Origin of the sequence: Rhodoferax sp. OV413 (genome assembly GCF_945881795.1) — a bacterium.
Taxonomy (GTDB): Bacteria; Pseudomonadota; Gammaproteobacteria; order Burkholderiales; family Burkholderiaceae_C; genus Allorhodoferax.
Genome location: NZ_CAMCVG010000015.1, coordinates 1 through 17656 on the forward strand (window position 1 = coordinate 1; position 17656 = coordinate 17656).

Genomic DNA, 17656 nt, shown 5'->3' on the forward strand with positions numbered 1-17656 from the left:
CAGGCGCAATCGATGCCAAAATCACGCCGGCCAGACCCAGCCCCTCGCGCCAGGCCACCACCCGGCTGCGGTAGGCCTCGTTACCGCCCAGCATGGCGCCCCAGCTCTGGTGGCTGATGCTCAGGAAGCTGTAGGCGGCATAGGTGAGCAGCAGCGCCATCCCCGCCCACCACAAGAGCGCCTGCGCGCCGCGCACCGCCGGAAAAAACAGCAGGCAAAAGCCCACACCCAGAAGCGCGCAGGCCCAGCCCGCGCGGGCCAGCAGTATGTCGGCCCCGCGGCTGAACAGCCGGTCGCTCCAGCGCCCGAGCAAAGGGTCTATCAAGGCATCGACCAGCCGCGCCAACAGCAACACCAGCCCCAAGGCGGCCAGCGGCACGCCGAAGACGGTGGCGTAGTGGTTGGGCAGGATGACGTAGAGCGGCAGCGCCACAAAAGCCAGCGGCAGGCCCATCAGCCCGTAGCGCCAGCCTTGGCCCGCGTTCATGGAGCAAGCCCCGCCATCGCACCGGTCAGCAATTCGGCCCGCAGCCGCGGCTCGCTGGTTTTCTCGGAGAGCCAGATGCCAAAGAACAGGCGGCTGAACTCGGCATCGGGGACGGCCGGGCGCGGCTGGCCGTTGAGCCAGAAGCGCGCGCCCACGCCGGGGCTGTGCAGGCCGGTGATCCGGTCGCCCGATTGCACATCGGGGAACACCTGCTTCATCGCCTCCAGCCAGGCCTGCGAGGCGGCTGGGGTGATGGGGCCGCTGCGGCGCATTTCATCGAGCGAGCGCTGCGCGATGGCGCTGCCGTACAGGCCGCGCAGATAGCGCAACTCGAGCACCAGTGCGCTGTTCCAGTAGGCCGCCGCCTGAAAACCCGGCGCAACCCACAGCCGCGCGTCGTAAATCTGCAGGCCCAGGTAGCGCATGCGGGCGCTCCCCGACAGCACGGCGTTGGGCAGCTCGGCCGCGACTTCGGGCGGCAAGGTGCCGGTGCTGCTTGCGGCCCCGGCCGTGCCGCCGGCCGCTGCCGCCGCGCCGCCCCCGGGCTGCGCTTGCGCCCGGGCACCGCCCACCGCGCAGGCCAGGCCGGCGGCAGCAAGACGGAGGAGCGGGCGGCGTCGCATAGAAGGCTTGGTGCAGGGGTGCAGGGGTGCTGAGGGCGCTCAGGTCGGCTTGCGCAGGGTGTACTGCACCACGTCGATGCTGTCTTCCAGAAAGGCCGCCTCGCAGTAGCAGAGGTAGAACTCCCAGATGCGCATGAAGCGCTCATCAAAGCCCTGTCCCAGCACCGCGTCGCGCTCATGCAGGAAAGCTTCGCGCCAGCGCTTGAGGGTTTCGGCATAGTCGTGGCCGAACGCCAGCTCATTGACCACCTCGAGGCCTGCGGCCTGCGCCTGCGCCCTGAACTCGCCGGGGCTGGGCAGGCAGCCGCCAGGGAAGATGTATTGCTGGATGAAATCGGTAGAGCGGAGGTAGCGCTCGAAATAGGCGTCGTCGATCACGATGCTCTGCACGCAGGCGCGCCCGCCGGGTTTGAGCTTCTTGGCGATGGTCTGGAAGTAGGTCGGCCAGAACTCGCGGCCCACGGCCTCAATCATTTCAATCGAGCAGATCGCATCAAAAGGCGCGTCGGGGATGTCGCGGTAGTCCTGCAGGCGCAGGTCGGCCTGCTGCTGCACGCCCAGGCGCTGCATACGGTCCTGCGCATAGGCGAGTTGCTCGGTGCTCAGGGTGACGCCGGTGATGTGGGCGCCGAACTCGGTACTCGCCATCTCGGCCAGGGCGCCCCAGCCGCAACCAATCTCCAGCACACGGTCGCCGCCCTGCACACCGGATTCCTGCAGGGCGCGGCGCACCTTGGCCATTTGCGCTTGCGCCATGGACTGGTCCGGATTGCCTTGAAACAGCGCCGACGAGTAGTTCATCGTCTCATCGAGCCAGAGGCGGTAGAAGGCGTTGCCCAGGTCGTAGTGGGCGTGGATGTTTTTCTGGCTGTTGGCCCGGGTGTTGCGGTTGAGCAAGTGCTTGATGCGGTAGAGCAGTCTGCCGGCCCAGCTGCCGTAGATAACGCTCTCCACTTCGTCGCGGTTGCGCACCAGCACCCTCAGCAGCTCGGTCAGGTTGGGGGTGGACCAGTCACCTGCAATAAAGCCCTCAGCAAAGCCAATGTCGCCGGACTTGAGCGCAGCGCTGCAGACCTTCCAGTTGTGCAGCATCAGGCTGGCGTGGGGCGAGGCCTCGCCGCCAAAGCGCTGGAGGCTACCGTCGGGCAGCTGCACGGTGAGGCTGCCGCGGCGCAGCTTGCTCAGTAATTTGAAAACGGTGCGGGCCGCAGCCGGCGTGCCGGGTGGCAGGCCGGTGGCCGAGCGTTGTGCGGAATCGGAGGAGCGCAGGGTGGGGCTGTTCATGGCGGTCTGTCGGGGGGCTGCAATCAGGGGGCGGAATGGAGGGGCTCTGGGGGCGCGGCAGCAGGCGAGCTGGCGCGGCTTGTCATCAGAGCGGGTGGGACGGGTTTACGGAAAAACGGAACGCGCTTGAGCCACAACTTCAGCGCCTGCCAGTGGATGCGCGCCACCACGCCCAGCGTCATGGCGGGGTAAGCCCACAGCGCATGCCGGATGCTGGCGGGGGTCAGGGGCTGCAGGCGCCCGCTCACGCTGGTCTGAATCAGCGGGCCGCCGGCGTCGTCGTAGTCAATCCGGGCCACGGTGCGCAGGTCGTCGGCACTGCGCATCAAGCGAAAGCGGTACTTCCCCTCGACCGGGCAAAACGGAGACACATGAAATACCTTGTTGGCCAGCAGCTCCTGCCCGTAGCGCGGCGCATCCAGCAGGTAGCAATGGCGCTCGCCGAAGGTGTTGTTCACCTCCACCACGATGGCGCGAAGCGACCCGTCGTTACGGTGGCAGTACCAGAAGCTCACCGGCTTGAAGGTAAAGCCCAGCACCCGCGGGTAGCAGTGCAACCAGACCTCGCCCTGCGCGTCCAGAATGCCTTCGCTGTGCAGCAGCGCGTCCAGCCAGGCCAACGCGCCGCCTCGGGGCTCGCTGCGCCCGTCGCCATGGTCGGTGTCGTAAAAGCTCAGGGCGGCAAAGCGGTTGCGGGCCAGCGCGGCGCTGCCGTGGGCCGCCAGCTGCCGCATGGGCAGCATCAAAAAATACGTCGGGTAGGTGAATGCGTTGTGCGCCGGCCGCAGGCGGGTGTGCCGCACCTCGCCAAAGCCGATGAGGGGCTCGGCATGAGTGGGGCTGCAGGCGCTGGCGCTGGGCATGGGTGGGCGGGTCAGGCGGGGGTCAGTGCAGGTGATGCAACAGGGCGGCGCAGCGCCACTTGCAGGCGGGCCGCCACGTCCAGCCCGGATTTAAGCCCATCTTCGTGAAAGCCGTAACCCGTCCAGGCGCCGCAAAAATACGTGTGGTTCACTCCCTGCAGCGCCGGCACCTCAACCTGCGCCCGGATGGCAGGCAGATCGAACACCGGATGCGCATAGTCAAACCGGCCGTGCACCAGCGCTGGATCAATGGGACGCACCGGGTTCAGCGAGACCACCACGCTCTGCGAGAACGGCAGGGGCTGCAGCAGGTTGAGCAGGTAGTGCAGGCAGACGCGGGCATCTTCCTGCCGCGCATCGGCGCTGCGCTCGTAGTTCCAGGCTGCCCAAGCCAGCCGGCGCGTGGGCAGCACGCGGGTGTCGGTATGCAGCACCGCGTGGTTGGCCTGGTAGCGGATCGCGCCCAGGGTGGCCCGCTCGGCGGCGCTGGCGTCGGCGAGCAGGGCCAGGCTCTGGTCTGGATGGCAGGCCAGCACCACCTTGTCAAAGCGCTCGGTCTGCCCCTGGACGGTGAGCAACACGCCATCGCTGTCCCGCTGCACCCGCTCGACCGGGGCATTGAGTCGCTTGTCTGCTATGGAGCCAACAATCTTTTCAACATAGTGGCGCGCACCTCCGGCGACAGTCCACCACTGGGGGCGGTTGCTGACCTGAATGAGGCCGTGGTTGTGGCAAAAGCGAATCATGGTGGCCACTGGAAACTGCAGCATCTGGTCGGTCGGGCAGCTCCAGATGCAGCCCAGCATGGGCAACAGATACCAGTCGCGGAACTCGGCAGAGAGGCGGTGCGCAGCCATAAACACCGACAGCGGCTGCATCAGTTCGGTCTCTTCGTTGCGCTGCGCAATGCCGGTGGCCAACGCGTTGAAGCGCAGCACGTCGGCGAGCATGCGCAAGAAGCAGATGTTGAACACATTGCCGCGCTGGGCAAACACGGTGTTCAGGCTCGCGCCATTCCATTCCAGAACCCGCCCCCTCCTTGGCACCTGTACCGAGAACGACATGTCGGACTTCGCCGTGGCCACGCCCAGCTCGGCAAACAAGGCGATGAGCTGGGGGTAGGTGCGCTCGTTAAAGACCAGGAAACCAGTGTCCACCCCGTGCGTAATCGGGCCCTGCGGACCGGGCAAAGTCACATCAACAGTGTGGGTATGCCCACCGAAATAATCGCCGGCTTCCAGTAAGGTGATGTCGGCATGTCCGACTAAGCGGTGCGCGACGGCCAGACCGGAAATGCCGGAGCCGACGATGGCGACTTTCATGCGGACCCCCTTGTTACGTGAACTTCCAAGTAAATTTTGTGACTGGTTAGTAATATATCGCAAGGGCGCGACCTTGGAGCCATATTTCTCGGCAGCGCGGAAGTGGCTATCGCGAATAAAATTTATATCGTTAATCAGAAAGGCTGCAATGCTGTACCCCGAACTCTTCAGGCAGTTGGAAACGGTGCGATGGGACATGGACCGCGACATTCCCTGGGCTCAGTTCGACACCGCGTTGTTGTCGGATGAGCAGGCTACGACCATCAAAATGAACGCGATCACCGAGTGGGCCGCCCTGCCCGCCACGGAAATGTTCCTGCGCGACAACCGCGGCGACAGCGACTTTTCGGCCTTCATGTCGATCTGGTTTTTTGAAGAGCAAAAGCACTCGCTGGTGCTGATGGAGTACCTGCGCCGCTTCCGGCCCGAGCTCGCACCAACCGAAGAAGAGTTGCACGCGGTGCGCTTTGAGTTTGACCCGGCCCCGCCCCTGGAAACGCTGATGCTGCATTTTTGCGGCGAAATCCGGCTGAACCACTGGTACCGCCGCGCCAGCGAATGGCACACCGAGCCGGTGATCAAGGCGATTTACACCAAGCTCAGCCAGGACGAAGCGCGCCACGGTGGCGCCTACCTCAAATACATGAAGCGCGCCATCGCCAAGTCCGGCACCGAGGCGCTGTCGGCGTTTGCCAAAGTGGGCGTGCTCATGGCGAGCGCCCGCCGCACTGCGCAGGCCTTGCACCCGACCAATTTGCATGTGAACAAGGCCCTCTACCCGATGGACACGGTGCAGAGCCGCCTGCCCGATCCCGCCTGGCTGGAGCACTGGCTGGACAAGCAAATCAACTTTGATTCGGTCTGGGAAACCAAGGTGGTGGAGCGCATCCTTCATAACTTGAGCCTGCTGATGGAGCGCAGTTTTGCCAGCGTGCAAGAGCTCAATAAGTTCCGCAAAGAGCTGTCAGCCTCCACCTTTTTGCCCACGGCCGCTTAGTCTTGGGCGCTTGGTCCCGGAGGCGGCTGTTCCCCGTGGCGGCGGAATTACCAGGGCCGCACGGGCTTGTTTAAGGTGGTGAGGCGCAGCAGCCGCTCGAGGTTGAGCTGCACCTTGACCTCGCGGTGCGGGACGCTGCCGACAATGCGGTACTCGCGCACGCTGGTGTCGCGAATGGGCGGCTCCACCGTGGCCATGCCTTCTCGGTTGAGCAAGACCGCCACACGGGGTGTGGTGGTGTTCAGTCCCCGTTGAATGACAACGGCCACTTCATTGGTGCAGAGCCGCACATACGCTCCGGGTTGGTAAACGCCCACCGCCTTGATCAGCGCGCCGCCGGCCTCGTCCATTCCTTTGTTCTCGTCAAAGTAGCAGGATTGCATGGCGGCAGCAGGTGTCATCGGGAGGCGGGTCGCGCGCGGTGAGATGCGTGCCGCAAAAATGTCAGCCCGCTGGATCAGCCGCGCAAACCGGTCGCACTTTTCCCGTGGCGCCAAGGGCCCTGGAGGCGACTTGTGGTGCAGCTGGATGGCGTCCAGCCAGACCGGATCGGTCACGCCTGCTTTTTGCAGCAGGGCAACGCCATGGTTGCTGTGTTGCACAATCTGAGCGCGCTGCTCCTGGCTGGGCGGCTCCATCTGCAAGGCCAAGCGGTCTTGCAGCTCGGTCATGCCGTAATTCATAGTGAGCGCGGCCAGCCCCACCGTGCGTTGATCTTCTTCCGGCCAATTAAGCACTTCCTTGGCGGTCAGCATGCAGATCACGCTGACCAGCATGGCGTGGGTGCCGCTGTACATGCGCACATCGCTCACCGAGAGGTAAATCAGCGCAAACAGGGTACCGTCGGGGTTGTTCTGGATGTGCCGCACCAGCTGGCGTTGCAGCCGCAGTAAGCGGCGCTGGAAGGTGTGTGCCTGGGTGTCCCGCAGCAACGCGCTTGCGATGGTTTGCAGGTCCAGCCAATCGAGGCGGTCATCCTGCGCGGACTCGCGCTCAGAGGCAGTTTCCTCAGTGATCTGGGTCTCGGCGATCGAACCAATGGATTTCTCGTCGCGCACCATCCCGTACAGGTGGTCAATGTAGGCGCGGTGCCTCGCCTCGGAGTCGGTCACATTGATGTAGAGCCCGCCCCCGCGCTCAGCAATCTCGGCCAGGTCCTTTCGGGAGGCAATCACAAACTCCTTGCAGGCCAGCAAGGTTCCGTCCTTGTCCATCAACGGAAAGGCGAGCGGTTGTCCGATGGGAATGGAATCGATGCTGACGGCGACGAGGTTCATAAGGCACGGCAATTATGCAGTCTTCAATGCAAGCCATCCGCCCCTTTAAGGGCCCTGCACGAGCCCGGGCGCTCTCTGAAGTGCTGATAGGATGAGCTCATGCCAGACACCCCAGCACTTCCTGATTTCCTGCAAAAAATCACCCCCTTCTCCGACCTGGGTCCGGCGCTTGCGCGGTTGCCGCGCCCTTGGGTATTCACCAACGGTGTGTTTGATGTGTTGCACCGCGGCCATGTGCTGTATCTTGCGCAGGCGCGGGCCCTGGGCGGCAGTCTGATCGTTGGCTTGAATACTGACTCCTCGGTGCGCCGCCTCGGCAAAGGCGATGACCGTCCGCTGAACGCCGAAGGCGACCGCGCGGTCGTGATGGCCAGCCAGGGCGCCGTGGACCTGGTGACATGGTTTGCCGAAGACACGCCCGAGGCGCTCATTGCCCACATCCGGCCCGACGTTCTGGTCAAGGGCGGCGACTACGACATGGCCCGGCTGCCTGAGACACGCCTTGTCGAGTCCTGGGGCGGCCGTGCGCTGGCCCTGCCCTTTGTCAGTGGCTACTCCACCACCGCATTGGTTCGCAAGATCCGCGCGAGCAGCGCCGGCTGAACAGCCTTACTCCAGCTCAGCCCCGAAGACCACTTGCCACAGCGCGAGTCCGGCCTCTTGCGGGGTCAGGGGCTGGTCTGCAGGGACCTGCGTCGGTGCCTCGTTCAGCCGGGCTGTGTGCTGAATCTGGCGCAGCTGCCGGTAGGCCAAGGCGGCGTTCTCACCCACTGGCGCCGGCAGAAGACCGCAGGCTTGTGCGCGCTGCAGCAAGCCGATGTTGCCTGCATTCGCCAGCAGCTCAGGGTGCGCGCCGCCCGCGCTGAGCACCAAATACTGCACCGCAAACTCGATGTCCACCATGCCACCCGGGCTGTGCTTCACATCAAACCAGCCCTCCTTGACGGGGTGACTGGCGCGCACCGTGTCGCGCATGGCGTGAATCTCTTCGCGCAGGGCCCGGGCATCGCGCGGGCTGGCAATCACGGCCTCGCGCACCGCGTCAAAGCGCGCCGCGAGCTCCGCCGACCCCCATACACACCGTGCCCGGGTGATGGCCTGGTGCTCCCAGGTCCAGGCGGTGTTGCTTCCGCGCTGCTGCTGGTAGTTGGCAAAGGCCCCGAAGCTGGTGACCAGAAGGCCCGAGCTGCCGTTGGGTCGCAGTGCGGTGTCGATCTCGTACAAGTCGCCCTCACCGGTCTTGACGGTGAGGTAATTGATGACCTTGCGAACGAGCGCCGAATAGACCTCGGGGGCGCGCTCGTCCTCGTCGTCGTAGACAAACACCAGGTCCAGATCGCTGCCGTAGCCCAGCTCTTTACCGCCCAGCTTGCCGTAGGCCATGATGGCGAAGCGGGGCTGTTCGATATGCCGGCTCTTCAGGCGCGCCCAGCACCAGCGGGTGGCCACCCCCAGCACCGACTGCGCCAGCGCGCTCAGGTCATCGGCCACTTGCTCAACGCTGAGGCGGGCGTCCACGTCGCGCGCCAGGGTGCGGAACACCTCGGCATGGTGGGACCGGCGCAACAGGTTCAGCAGATTCTCATCATCGTCTTCCCGGCTGCCTTGCAGCGCCTTAAGGCGACGCTCGAGGTCGGCTTCAAAGGTGGCTGCGTCAAAGCGCTCATCCAGCACACGGTCGTCTGCCAGCTCGTCAATCACCCCTGGGTGCAGCAAAAGATACCGCGCAGGCCAGCGGGCCGCCCCCAGCATGCGCAGCAGGCGCTGGTGCACCAGCGGGCGCTCCAGCAACAGTGCCAAGTAGCTCTCGCGCCGCAGTAGCGGCTCCATCCAGTCGGCCAGCCGCAGTGCTGCGTCTTCGGTGATGAGGCCCTCACTGAGCCACAGCGCAGTGCGTTGCAGCAGGCGCGCCAGGCGGAGCCGGGAGTCTTCCTTGAGCGCCATGACCCGGGGATGGGTGCGCCACAGGGCCATGCGCTCCTTGAATTGCCCGCTCAGTGCGTCCAAGGTGCTGTCGAGGTCGGCCGCGTCAGTGCGCGCAGGGGCGGGGCATTGGGTGCAAGGGGCGGAGCTGCCGCCGAGCAAGGCATCAAACTCCTGCGCCACCAGTTCGCGGTGCCGGTCCAGCTCGCGCAGCAAGGCGCCGCTGTCGGGAAGCCCCAGCGTGACTGCAATCCACTGCAGGTCGGCCTCATCGGTGGGCAGCACATGGGTCTGCTGATCATCCAGATACTGGATGCGGTGCTCCAGGCCGCGCAGGAAAAGGTAGGCCTCTGCCAGCGACTGCGCAATCGGGGCCGGCATCAGGCCGGCCTGCACAAGGCGCTGCAGGGCGCTCACCGTGGGGCGCGTGCGCAGGTCGGGGAACTGCCCGCCGCGCACCACCTGCAGCAACTGCACGGTGAACTCAATCTCGCGGATACCGCCGCGCGAAAGCTTGACGTCGTTGCTGCGCTCGGGCCGCCCTGCGCTGCGTTTGGCCGCATGTTCGCGGATTTGCCGGTGCAAGACGCGCAGCGCATCAAACACGCTGTAGTCGAGGTAGCGCCGGAACACGAAGGGCAGCACGATGGCGCGTAGCTGAATGGCCATGGGCGAGCCCACAGCGCCCGATGGTGCCAGCACCCGACTTTTGAGCCAGGCAAAGCGCTCCCATTCGCGCCCCTGCACATGAAAGTATTCCTCCAGCGCGCCCAGCGACACCGCCGGCGGGCCCGAGTTGCCGTTGGGCCGCAGTGCCAGATCGACCCGGAACACAAAGCCGTGCTCGGTCGTCTCGCCCAGCAGTGCTGCCATGCCGCGCACCATGCGGGCAAAAAATTCCTGATTGGAGAGGCGTCCGCGCCCCCGCACGTCGCCGCCATCTTTGCCCGTGGGTTCGCCCGTGGTTTCGCCGTCCTGGTCGTAGACGTAGATGAGATCGATGTCGCTCGATACATTGAGCTCACGCGCGCCCAGCTTGCCCATGCCCAGCACCAGCAGGCGGGCCGGTACGCCCGTGCCGGTGCGCGGCTCCCCGTGCAGCGCCTTCAGGCTGGCGTAGCTGTCGGCGTAGGTGAGGTCGAGTGCCATTTCGGCCAGGTGGGTCATGGCGCCGGTGACCTGCGCCACATCGGCCTGGCCGCTGCAGTCCAGTGTGGCCAGCCGCTCCAGGGTGAGCTGGCGCGCCACCCGCAGTGCCGCACCCAGGGTCAGTCCGCAGGACTGCAGCGACACCGTGAGCTGCAGCAAGGTGGTCTCGGTGGGCAAGCCCTGCGGCAGCAAGTCAAGTTCGGCCGCATAACGCCTGCGGATACGCTGTACGAAGCGCGTGCCGGCCGAGGCGGCGGGATTCTCAATGCGGGTCATAATTCCTGACACAGTCCCCATAGCACGATGAACGAATCGACCACCGGCCCCTCACTGCGCCTAAGGGTGTTTGCCAGCGTAAGCCGCTGGGCCCTGCGCTTGCTGGCGGTGGCATGGTTGGGCCTAGTTGTGCTCTGGAGCGGGCTTCATTTTGTGATTGTGCCGCGAATCGCCGATTTCCGCCCGTGGCTGGAAGCGCGGGCCTCGCAGGCGGTGGGTTTGCCGGTCCGCATCGGCGATATGCAGGCCCGCACCAACGGTGTCATCCCCTCTATCGAACTCATCCGTGTAAGTCTTCTCGACCAGGACGGCCGAGAGGCGCTGCTGCTGCCCAGTGTCATTGCGGCCATCTCCCCGCGCTCCTTGCTTGTGGGGGGCTTTGAACAGCTCTATATCGACAGCCCCGCGCTGGACATTCGCCGCACGGCCGACGGCAATCTCTGGGTCGCGGGCCTGTCAATCAGCGACCGCGCCGGGCAGGACGGCGCCGTGGCGGATTGGCTTTTTTCACAGACCGAAGTAGCTGTTGTGAACGGGAGGGTGCGCTGGACCGATGAGACCCGGGCCGCACCGCCGGTGGAGTTGGAAGGTGTGCAACTGGTGCTGCGCAACCGCCTGCGCAGCCACTCCCTGCGCCTGGATGCCGATCCGCCGGCGCAATGGGGCGAGCGGCTGAGCCTGCGCGGGGTGTTCCGCCAGCCCCTGCTGTCCTTGCATGCTGGCGACTGGAAGGCCTGGGACGGACAGGCCTATGCCGACTTTTCGCGGATCGATCTGGCTGAGCTGGGCCGCTATGTGGATTTGGGCGCGCAACTGGCCAAGGGCAGCGGCATGTTCAGGGCCTGGGTCGATGTCGCGGGCGGCGTGCCCACCGGTGCGGTGGCCGATGTGCTGCTGCGTGAGGTCAACATGACGACCGATCCCGCGCTGGCGCCGCTGACTCTGGCGTCGGTGTCGGGGCGCCTGGGGGCCAAAAATTTGCCCGATGGCATGGAAATCAGCACCGAAGCGCTGGAGTTCGTGACCCAGGATGGCATCCACTGGCCCGGCGGCAACGTGACGCTGCGGCGCTTTCGCGCCGGCACGGATGCCGAGTACGGCCAGCTCACCGCCGACCGCCTGGACCTGGCCGCCATGGCGCAAATTGCCACCCGCCTGCCTTTGGACGCCGCATCCCACGCGCAGCTGCAGCGGCTCAACCCCCAAGGTGTGGTGGACCGGCTGCAAGCCAGCTGGAAGGGCCCTTTGAGCGCGCCGCAGACCTACACCGCCCAGGGCAAAGTAAGCGCCTTGGGCCTGCCATCCTGCCGCTGCGTGGATGCATGGCCGGGCCTGCGCGGGCTGGACGCTGAGTTTGATTTCGACCAGTCCGGCGGACGCGCCACGCTGGCGATGGAGCGCGGCATGCTCGATGCCTACGGAATGCTTGACGAACCGCAGGTGCCGCTCGATCAGTTCTCGGCCGATGTGCAGTGGAAGTTGGACGGCAGGCGCCTGGCGGTGTCAGGCACCAAGGTGCAGTTTGCCAATGCGGACGCGAAGGGCGAGCTGCAATTCAAGTGGAGCGGTCCGCTGGACAGCACGACCGGCCCCGGGCGCCTCGGCGTGCTGGACCTGCAGGGCAGCCTCAGCCGGGCGGATGGTGCCAAAGTGCGCCGCTATCTTCCGGTAGTCATGGAAAAAGACTCGCTGGACTACCTTCAGGGGGCCCTGCTTGCGGGCTCGGTCAGCAATGCGCAATTCAAGCTCAAGGGCGACCTGGCGGATTTCCCTTATCGCACCGGGCAGCCGGGCGAATTCCGCGTAACAGCCAATGTTCAGAACGCCAGCATTGCCTATGCGCCGCCCTTTGTCATGCCCAAAGACAGCCTGCCCTGGCCCATACTGACCCAACTGCAGGGCGAGATGGTGCTGGACCGTGATGTGGTGCAGGTCAAGGTGCAGCGCGGTATGGTCGCCGGCAGCGCGCTGCAGATTGGCAAGTCCGAAGTGCAGGTCAGCCGGTTGTACGACTCTTCGGTGGTGAGCGTGGTCGCAGAGGCCAAGGGCCCGCTGTCCGACCTGCTGGGCGTGGTCAACTCCAGCCCGTTGGCTGCGATGACGAACAAGTCCCTCGCACAGACCACGGCCAGCGGTACGGCGGACTACAAGCTCAGGCTCACCTTGCCGGTGGCGGATGTGAACAAAACCACGGTGCAGGGGAGTGTGGTGCTTGCCGGCAACGATGTGCAGATCGCGCCCGGCACGCCTAAGCTCGCACGGGCGCGCGGCACCATCAACCTGACGGATTCGGGCTTCAGCCTGAGCGGAGCGCAGGCGCGTGCGCTCGGAGGCGATGTGCGGCTCGACGGAGGGTTGACCTTTGGTAGCACTGCCGTTAATGCTTCCGGCAGTGCTGCTTCCAGCACTTCGCGGCCGCTGCCTACCCAGATTTTGCTCAGTGGCGTTGCGACCGCTGAAGGCATCCGCCAGACGCCCGAACTCGGGCCGGCCATCCGGCTGGCGCAGTTCGCCACCGGCAGCGCAGCCTACACCGCGAGCCTGGGATTTCGTTCGGGTGTGGCCGAGCTGCAACTACAGACCACCCTGGAGGGCATGGGCCTGCAGCTGCCCGTGCCGCTGGGTAAGGCGCCGGAGGCCGCGCTGCCGGTGCGTGTGGCGTCTGAGCTGTTGCGCACCGCAGGTGTCACGGGCGCGGGGCGCATTCGCGACCGCTGGCAGCTGGAGGTAGGGCGTGTGGCGTCGTTTGTGTTTGTGCGCGATCTCTCCGGCAGCGAGCCGCGGGTGCAGAGCGGCGCCATCGGCGTGGGTCTGGCGGTGGATGAGGCTGCGCCCCTGCCTGAAGAGGGTGTGTCGGCCAACATCAACATGCAGACCTTGAATCTGGATGCCTGGTCGGCCGTTTTGGACAAACTGGGTCTGGACGCCAGTGCTCCCTCGGGCCTCAAGCCTGCTGCCGGGAAGGCGGTCCCCGGACCCAATGCCGCTTCAGCCGAGGTGGGTTACATGCCTGCGGTGGTGGTCTTGCGGGCCCGGGAGCTGCAGTTCTCCGGCCGCGAGCTCAACAACGTGGTGATGGGTGCCGGTCGCGACGGCCCGCTGTGGCGCGCCAATGTGGACGCCACCGAGCTCAGCGGCTATTTCGAATACCGCCAGCCCTCGGGCGCCAATTCCGGGCGGCTCTACGGCCGGCTGGCGCGCCTGTCCATCGGGCAAAGCAACGCGCAGGACGTGGAGTCCCTGCTCGATGAGCAGCCCGCGGCCATACCGGCGTTGGACATCGAGGTGGAAGACTTCGTGCTGCGCGGCAAGCGCCTGGGCCGCATCGATATCGAGGCCGTCAATCTGGGCAGCGCCAGCGCCCGGGAGTGGCGCCTCAACCGCTTCAATATAGAGACCCCCGAGGCGCGGCTCACCGCCTCGGGCAACTGGGCCAGCGTCAACGCGTCGGCCGCGCCGCAAGGAAAAAGTATCCGCGATCGGCGCCGCACGGTGCTCAACTTCAAGCTCGACATTTCCGATTCCGGCGAGTTGCTGGGCCGCCTGGGCATGCCCGGCGTGGTGCGCAAGGGGGCGGGCAAGGTAGAGGGACAGGTGGCCTGGGCCGGCTCGCCGATTACCGTGGACTACCCCAGCATGAGCGGCAAATTCAATGTGAATGTGGAAAACGGCCAGTTCCTGAAGGCCGACCCGGGTATTGCCAAGCTGCTCGGCGTGCTCAGCCTGCAGAGCCTGCCGCGCCGGTTGATGCTGGACTTTCGCGATGTGTTCGCCGAGGGCTTTGCGTTTGACTTCTTTCGCGGTGACATGAACATCGAGCAAGGAATTGCCAGAACCAGCAACCTGCAGATGAAGGGGGTGAACGCCGCGGTGCTGATGGAGGGGCAGGCCGACATCGCCAAAGAGACGCAGAACCTGCGCATGGTGGTGGTGCCCGAAATCAATGCCGGAGGCGCTTCCCTGATTGCCTCCACCATCAACCCGGTGGTGGGCCTGGGCACGTTTTTGGCCCAGTTGTTGCTGCGCGGCCCGCTGGTCAATGCTGCCACCCAGGAATTTGTGGTGGACGGCACCTGGCTTGAGCCGCGGGTGACCCAAGTGCCGCGCCGGCCCTGAAGCGCCCGTACCCTCCCAAGCTATCAAGGAGCCCCCATGAAAGTTGCTGCTATTCAGATGGTGTCCACCGGCGAGCTGCAGGACAACCTGCGTGTGGCCGGAGAACTCTTGGCGCAGGCTGCGGTGCAAGGGGCTGAGCTGGCAGTGCTACCCGAATACTTCTGCCTGATCGGCCCGCGCGACGCTGACAAGCTCGCCATTCAGGAGGCCTTTGGCGAGGGGCCTATTCAGGACTTCATCGCCGGGCGCGCACGCGCATTGGGGCTCTGGATCGTGGCCGGCACACTGCCGCTCAGCGCCAATGAGCCCGACCATGTGTTCAACAGCTCGCTGGCCTACAACCCGCAGGGAGAGTGCGTGGCGCGTTACGACAAGATCCATCTCTTCCGCTTTGACAACGGGGTCGAGAGCTACGACGAGTCCCGCGTGCTGGAGCGGGGCCACACGCCGACTGTGTTTTCTCTGGCGTCGGCCGACGGGCACGCCTGGACGGTGGGCATGAGCGTGTGCTACGACATGCGCTTTGCCGAGCTCTACCGGGACTACGCCCGCCGCGGGGTGGACTTGCTGCTCGCCCCCAGCGCTTTCACCCACACCACCGGCGAGGCGCACTGGGAGGTGCTGCTGCGCGCACGGGCGATTGAAAACCTGGCTTTTGTGGCAGCCGCGGCCCAGGGCGGCGTTCACCCCAGCGGGCGGCGCACCTGGGGCCAGAGCCTGCTCATCGATCCCTGGGGTCGGGTGCTGGCCCAACAGGCGCAGGGCCCGGGCGTGGTCATCGCGGAGCTGGACCCGGCGCTGCTGCTGCAGTGCCGCACCCAGCTGCCGGCTTTGCAACACCGGGTGCTGGCGTGATTGCTATGCTTTCAGGAGCTAATCGCGCATATTCTACGTGGGCTAATCCGCTTTTTCGTCCTTTTTTTCCTCGGGCGGAAGCTCCCCGTTCTTGCGTCCGGCAAACATGGTCCACCAGATGATGCCCACAAATATCAGTCCCGCACCGAGGGCTTCGAGCAATAGCAAGGTCATGAATCGGGTCCTGTTCTGGTGGGTGGGGTGCGCCATTGTAGGAACGCTGGCGGGCTGCGCCGGCCGGCCAGCGGCCTACCGCGCGCCGGTAGAGCCGGACCGCACCGCGGCTTCGGCGCCCGGCGCCGGTTCGCAAGGCGCCATGCCGGCGGGCAGCGCGGTGGGCCCCGCTGTTGCCCCCGCTTTTGCCCCGGGTCGCAGCCGCTGGGTGCCGGTGGCCTGGGAGTCCTTGCCCGGCTGGGGCGGCGACAGCCTGTTTGAGGCCTGGAACGCCTGGATCAAGAGCTGCGAAAAGCCCCAGCCCCCACTGGCCGCCCTGTGCGGCGAGGTGCGGCGCTTGAGCATCGGCAGCCCGCAGGAGCAGCTGGAGTGGATGCAGTCCCGGCTTCAGCCGCACCGGGTTGAGTCTTTGCAGGGCGAGGCCACCGGACTCCTGACCAGCTATTACGAACCCACCTTGGAGGCCAGCCGCAACCCCGCGCCGGGCTTTGGCGTGCCTCTCTACCAGCTGCCCGCTGGAATGGCCGCGCGCAAACCCTGGTTCAGCCGCCAGGAGATAGACACCCTGCCCGAGGCGCAGGCCGCTCTGCGGGGCAAAGCGCTGGCCTATGTGGCCGACCCGGTGGACGCGCTGGTGCTGCAAATTCAGGGGTCCGGCCGCTTGCGCATCACCCAGCCCGACGGCAGCCAGATCCGGATCCGGCTGGCCTACGCCGGTACCAACGAGCAGCCCTACCGCAGCGTGGGGCGCTGGTTGCTGGACCAGGGCCTGATCAAGGACGCCTCGTGGCCCGGCATCAAGGCCTGGCTGGCGCAGAACCCGCAGCGCCAGCAGGAGCTTCTGTGGGCCAACCCGCGGGTGGTCTTCTTCAAGGAAGAGCCCTTGGCTGAGTTAGACGCAGCCTTTGGCCCGAAAGGAGCGCAGGGTGTGGCGCTGACGCCGGGCCGCTCAATCGCGGTGGACCCGTCGAGCATTCCCTATGGCGCGCCGGTCTGGCTGGCCTCCAGCGGAGGCCAGACGCAGCTGCAGAAAATGGTGTTTGCGCAGGACACCGGCAGCGCCATCGTCGGTGCCGTGCGCGCCGACTACTTCGCCGGCTGGGGCCCCGAGGCTGCCGAGCTGGCCGGGCGCATGCGCCAGCCCCTGCAGATGTGGGTGCTGTGGCCCCGGGAAAGCCTGACGCGGTAGCGTGCAGGCGCGGGGCGTTAGCATCGCTGTATTCAAGTTGTGCGATATTGACGCAACACGTGTGAGCCAACAAGGACGACCCCATGAGCAAAGAGTTGCGCGAGATTGACGAGAGAACCAACCTGGCAGCCAACAGCATGTTTGAGCTGCTGTTGTTCCGCCTCGGCGAGGCCCCCGACAGCAAGCGCCGCGAATTGTTCGGCATCAATGTGTTCAAGGTTCGCGAAATTCTGGTGATGCCCGAAATCACCGCCATGGTCAATGCGCCCTCCGGCGTCATGGGCGTGGCCAACATCCGCGGCCAGATGATCACCGTGATCAACCTGCCCAAGGTGGTGGGCTGCAACCCGACCAAAGGGCTGGGCATTCTGCTGGTGACCGAGTTCGCCCGCACCACCCAGGCGTTTGCGGTGGAAGAGGTCAATGAAATCGTCCGGCTGGAGTGGAAGCAGGTTCTCTCGGCCGAGAACTCGGGCGGCGGTCTGGTCACCAGCATCGCGCGCTTGGACGGCAATGCAGAAAACACCCGTCTGGCGCAGGTGCTGGATGTGGAGCAGATCATCCGCGACGTGCTCCCGCAAGAGGCCCGCCAAGACGTGACCGCAGCGAAGACCCGAGTGCAACTGCTGCCCGGGCAGATCGTGCTGGCTGCTGACGACTCCAACGTGGCGCGCATGATGATTGAGAGCGGGCTCAACAGCATGGACGTCCCCTATGTGATGACCCGCAACGGCAAAGAGGCCTGGGACAAGCTCGTCGCCCTGTACGAACAGGCCATCAGCGAGGGCAAGACCATCAAGAACAAGGTGGCGGTGGTAGTGACCGACCTGGAAATGCCCGAAATGGACGGCTTCACCCTGACACGCCAGATCAAGAGCGATCCCCGCTTCAGCCACATCCCGGTGATCATCCACTCCTCGCTGACCGGTGCCACCAATGAAGGCCACGTCAAGAGCGTGGGCGCGGACGCCTACATCGCCAAGTTCGTGGAAGAAGAATTGGCACTCACCATCCGCGAAGTGCTGCAAAGCTAAGAACCGGTGAGGGGAGTGCCCGTGTCGCGCAGGCGGCGGGGGCCTGAGACATTTCCGGCGGCGGGGCCTACACTTTGCCCCACACGA

At 65.5% G+C, this 17656-nt stretch carries 14 protein-coding genes; 6 read left to right on the forward strand and 8 right to left on the reverse strand.

The features are described from left to right. From Q0O05_RS03505 to Q0O05_RS03525, 5 genes are all read right to left on the reverse strand, one after another. Positions 1–487, reverse strand: a 487-nt coding sequence (locus Q0O05_RS03505; protein ID WP_293660507.1) for an MFS transporter, incomplete at its 3' end; no start/stop codon positions are given. Then, complete coding sequence (locus Q0O05_RS03510; RefSeq protein ID WP_293660508.1) at positions 484–1110, reverse strand: chalcone isomerase family protein; 627 nt, start codon at positions 1108–1110, stop codon at positions 484–486. The genes Q0O05_RS03505 and Q0O05_RS03510, both read right to left, overlap by 4 nt. Positions 1111–1149: 39 nt before the next feature. Then, positions 1150–2394 carry a cyclopropane-fatty-acyl-phospholipid synthase family protein gene (locus Q0O05_RS03515; RefSeq protein ID WP_293660509.1) on the reverse strand — a complete coding sequence of 415 codons (1245 nt, stop codon included), beginning with the start codon at positions 2392–2394 and terminating at the stop codon, positions 1150–1152. Between the two features lie 23 nt (positions 2395–2417). Then, positions 2418–3257, reverse strand: a complete 840-nt coding sequence (locus Q0O05_RS03520; RefSeq protein WP_293660510.1) for a DUF1365 domain-containing protein — start codon at positions 3255–3257, stop codon at positions 2418–2420. 11 nt (positions 3258–3268) lie between these two features. Continuing rightward, entirely contained in the window at positions 3269–4579 is a 1311-nt protein-coding gene (locus Q0O05_RS03525) for an FAD-dependent oxidoreductase (RefSeq protein ID WP_293660511.1), read from the reverse strand. A gap of 148 nt (positions 4580–4727) precedes the next feature. Here Q0O05_RS03525 and Q0O05_RS03530 point away from each other — a divergent pair, with 148 nt between their 5' ends. Then, a complete protein-coding gene (locus Q0O05_RS03530; protein WP_293660512.1) occupies positions 4728–5576 on the forward strand; it encodes a ferritin-like domain-containing protein in 849 nt (282 codons plus the stop codon). A gap of 47 nt (positions 5577–5623) precedes the next feature. Here Q0O05_RS03530 and Q0O05_RS03535 read toward each other — a convergent pair whose 3' ends face one another. Continuing rightward, positions 5624–6853, reverse strand: coding sequence for an HD domain-containing phosphohydrolase (locus Q0O05_RS03535; protein WP_293660513.1), 1230 nt, complete (start codon positions 6851–6853; stop codon positions 5624–5626). 99 nt (positions 6854–6952) lie between these two features. Between Q0O05_RS03535 and Q0O05_RS03540 the strand changes: the two genes are divergently transcribed. Further along, positions 6953–7456, forward strand: a complete 504-nt coding sequence (locus Q0O05_RS03540; RefSeq protein WP_293660514.1) for an adenylyltransferase/cytidyltransferase family protein — start codon at positions 6953–6955, stop codon at positions 7454–7456. A 6-nt stretch (positions 7457–7462) separates the two neighbouring features. Here Q0O05_RS03540 and glnE read toward each other — a convergent pair whose 3' ends face one another. After that, a complete protein-coding gene (glnE, locus tag Q0O05_RS03545; RefSeq protein ID WP_293660515.1) occupies positions 7463–10201 on the reverse strand; it encodes a bifunctional [glutamate--ammonia ligase]-adenylyl-L-tyrosine phosphorylase/[glutamate--ammonia-ligase] adenylyltransferase in 2739 nt (912 codons plus the stop codon). Positions 10202–10228: 27 nt separating this feature from the next. On the opposite strand from glnE, the gene Q0O05_RS03550 reads away from it, so the two are divergent. Beyond that, complete coding sequence (locus Q0O05_RS03550) at positions 10229–14317, forward strand: YhdP family protein (protein WP_293660516.1); 4089 nt, start codon at positions 10229–10231, stop codon at positions 14315–14317. A 36-nt stretch (positions 14318–14353) separates the two neighbouring features. Next, entirely contained in the window at positions 14354–15172 is an 819-nt protein-coding gene (locus tag Q0O05_RS03555; RefSeq protein ID WP_293660517.1) for a carbon-nitrogen hydrolase family protein, read from the forward strand. Between the two features lie 42 nt (positions 15173–15214). Here Q0O05_RS03555 and Q0O05_RS03560 read toward each other — a convergent pair whose 3' ends face one another. Next, positions 15215–15346, reverse strand: a complete 132-nt coding sequence (locus Q0O05_RS03560; RefSeq protein ID WP_293660518.1) for a hypothetical protein — start codon at positions 15344–15346, stop codon at positions 15215–15217. Here Q0O05_RS03560 and Q0O05_RS03565 point away from each other — a divergent pair. Next, positions 15291–16535, forward strand: a complete 1245-nt coding sequence (locus Q0O05_RS03565; RefSeq protein WP_293660519.1) for an MltA domain-containing protein — start codon at positions 15291–15293, stop codon at positions 16533–16535. The two genes, Q0O05_RS03560 and Q0O05_RS03565, sit on opposite strands and share 56 nt — an antisense overlap. Before the next feature lie 83 nt (positions 16536–16618). After that, complete coding sequence (locus Q0O05_RS03570; protein WP_293660520.1) at positions 16619–17569, forward strand: chemotaxis protein; 951 nt, start codon at positions 16619–16621, stop codon at positions 17567–17569. Positions 17570–17656 lie beyond the last annotated feature (87 nt).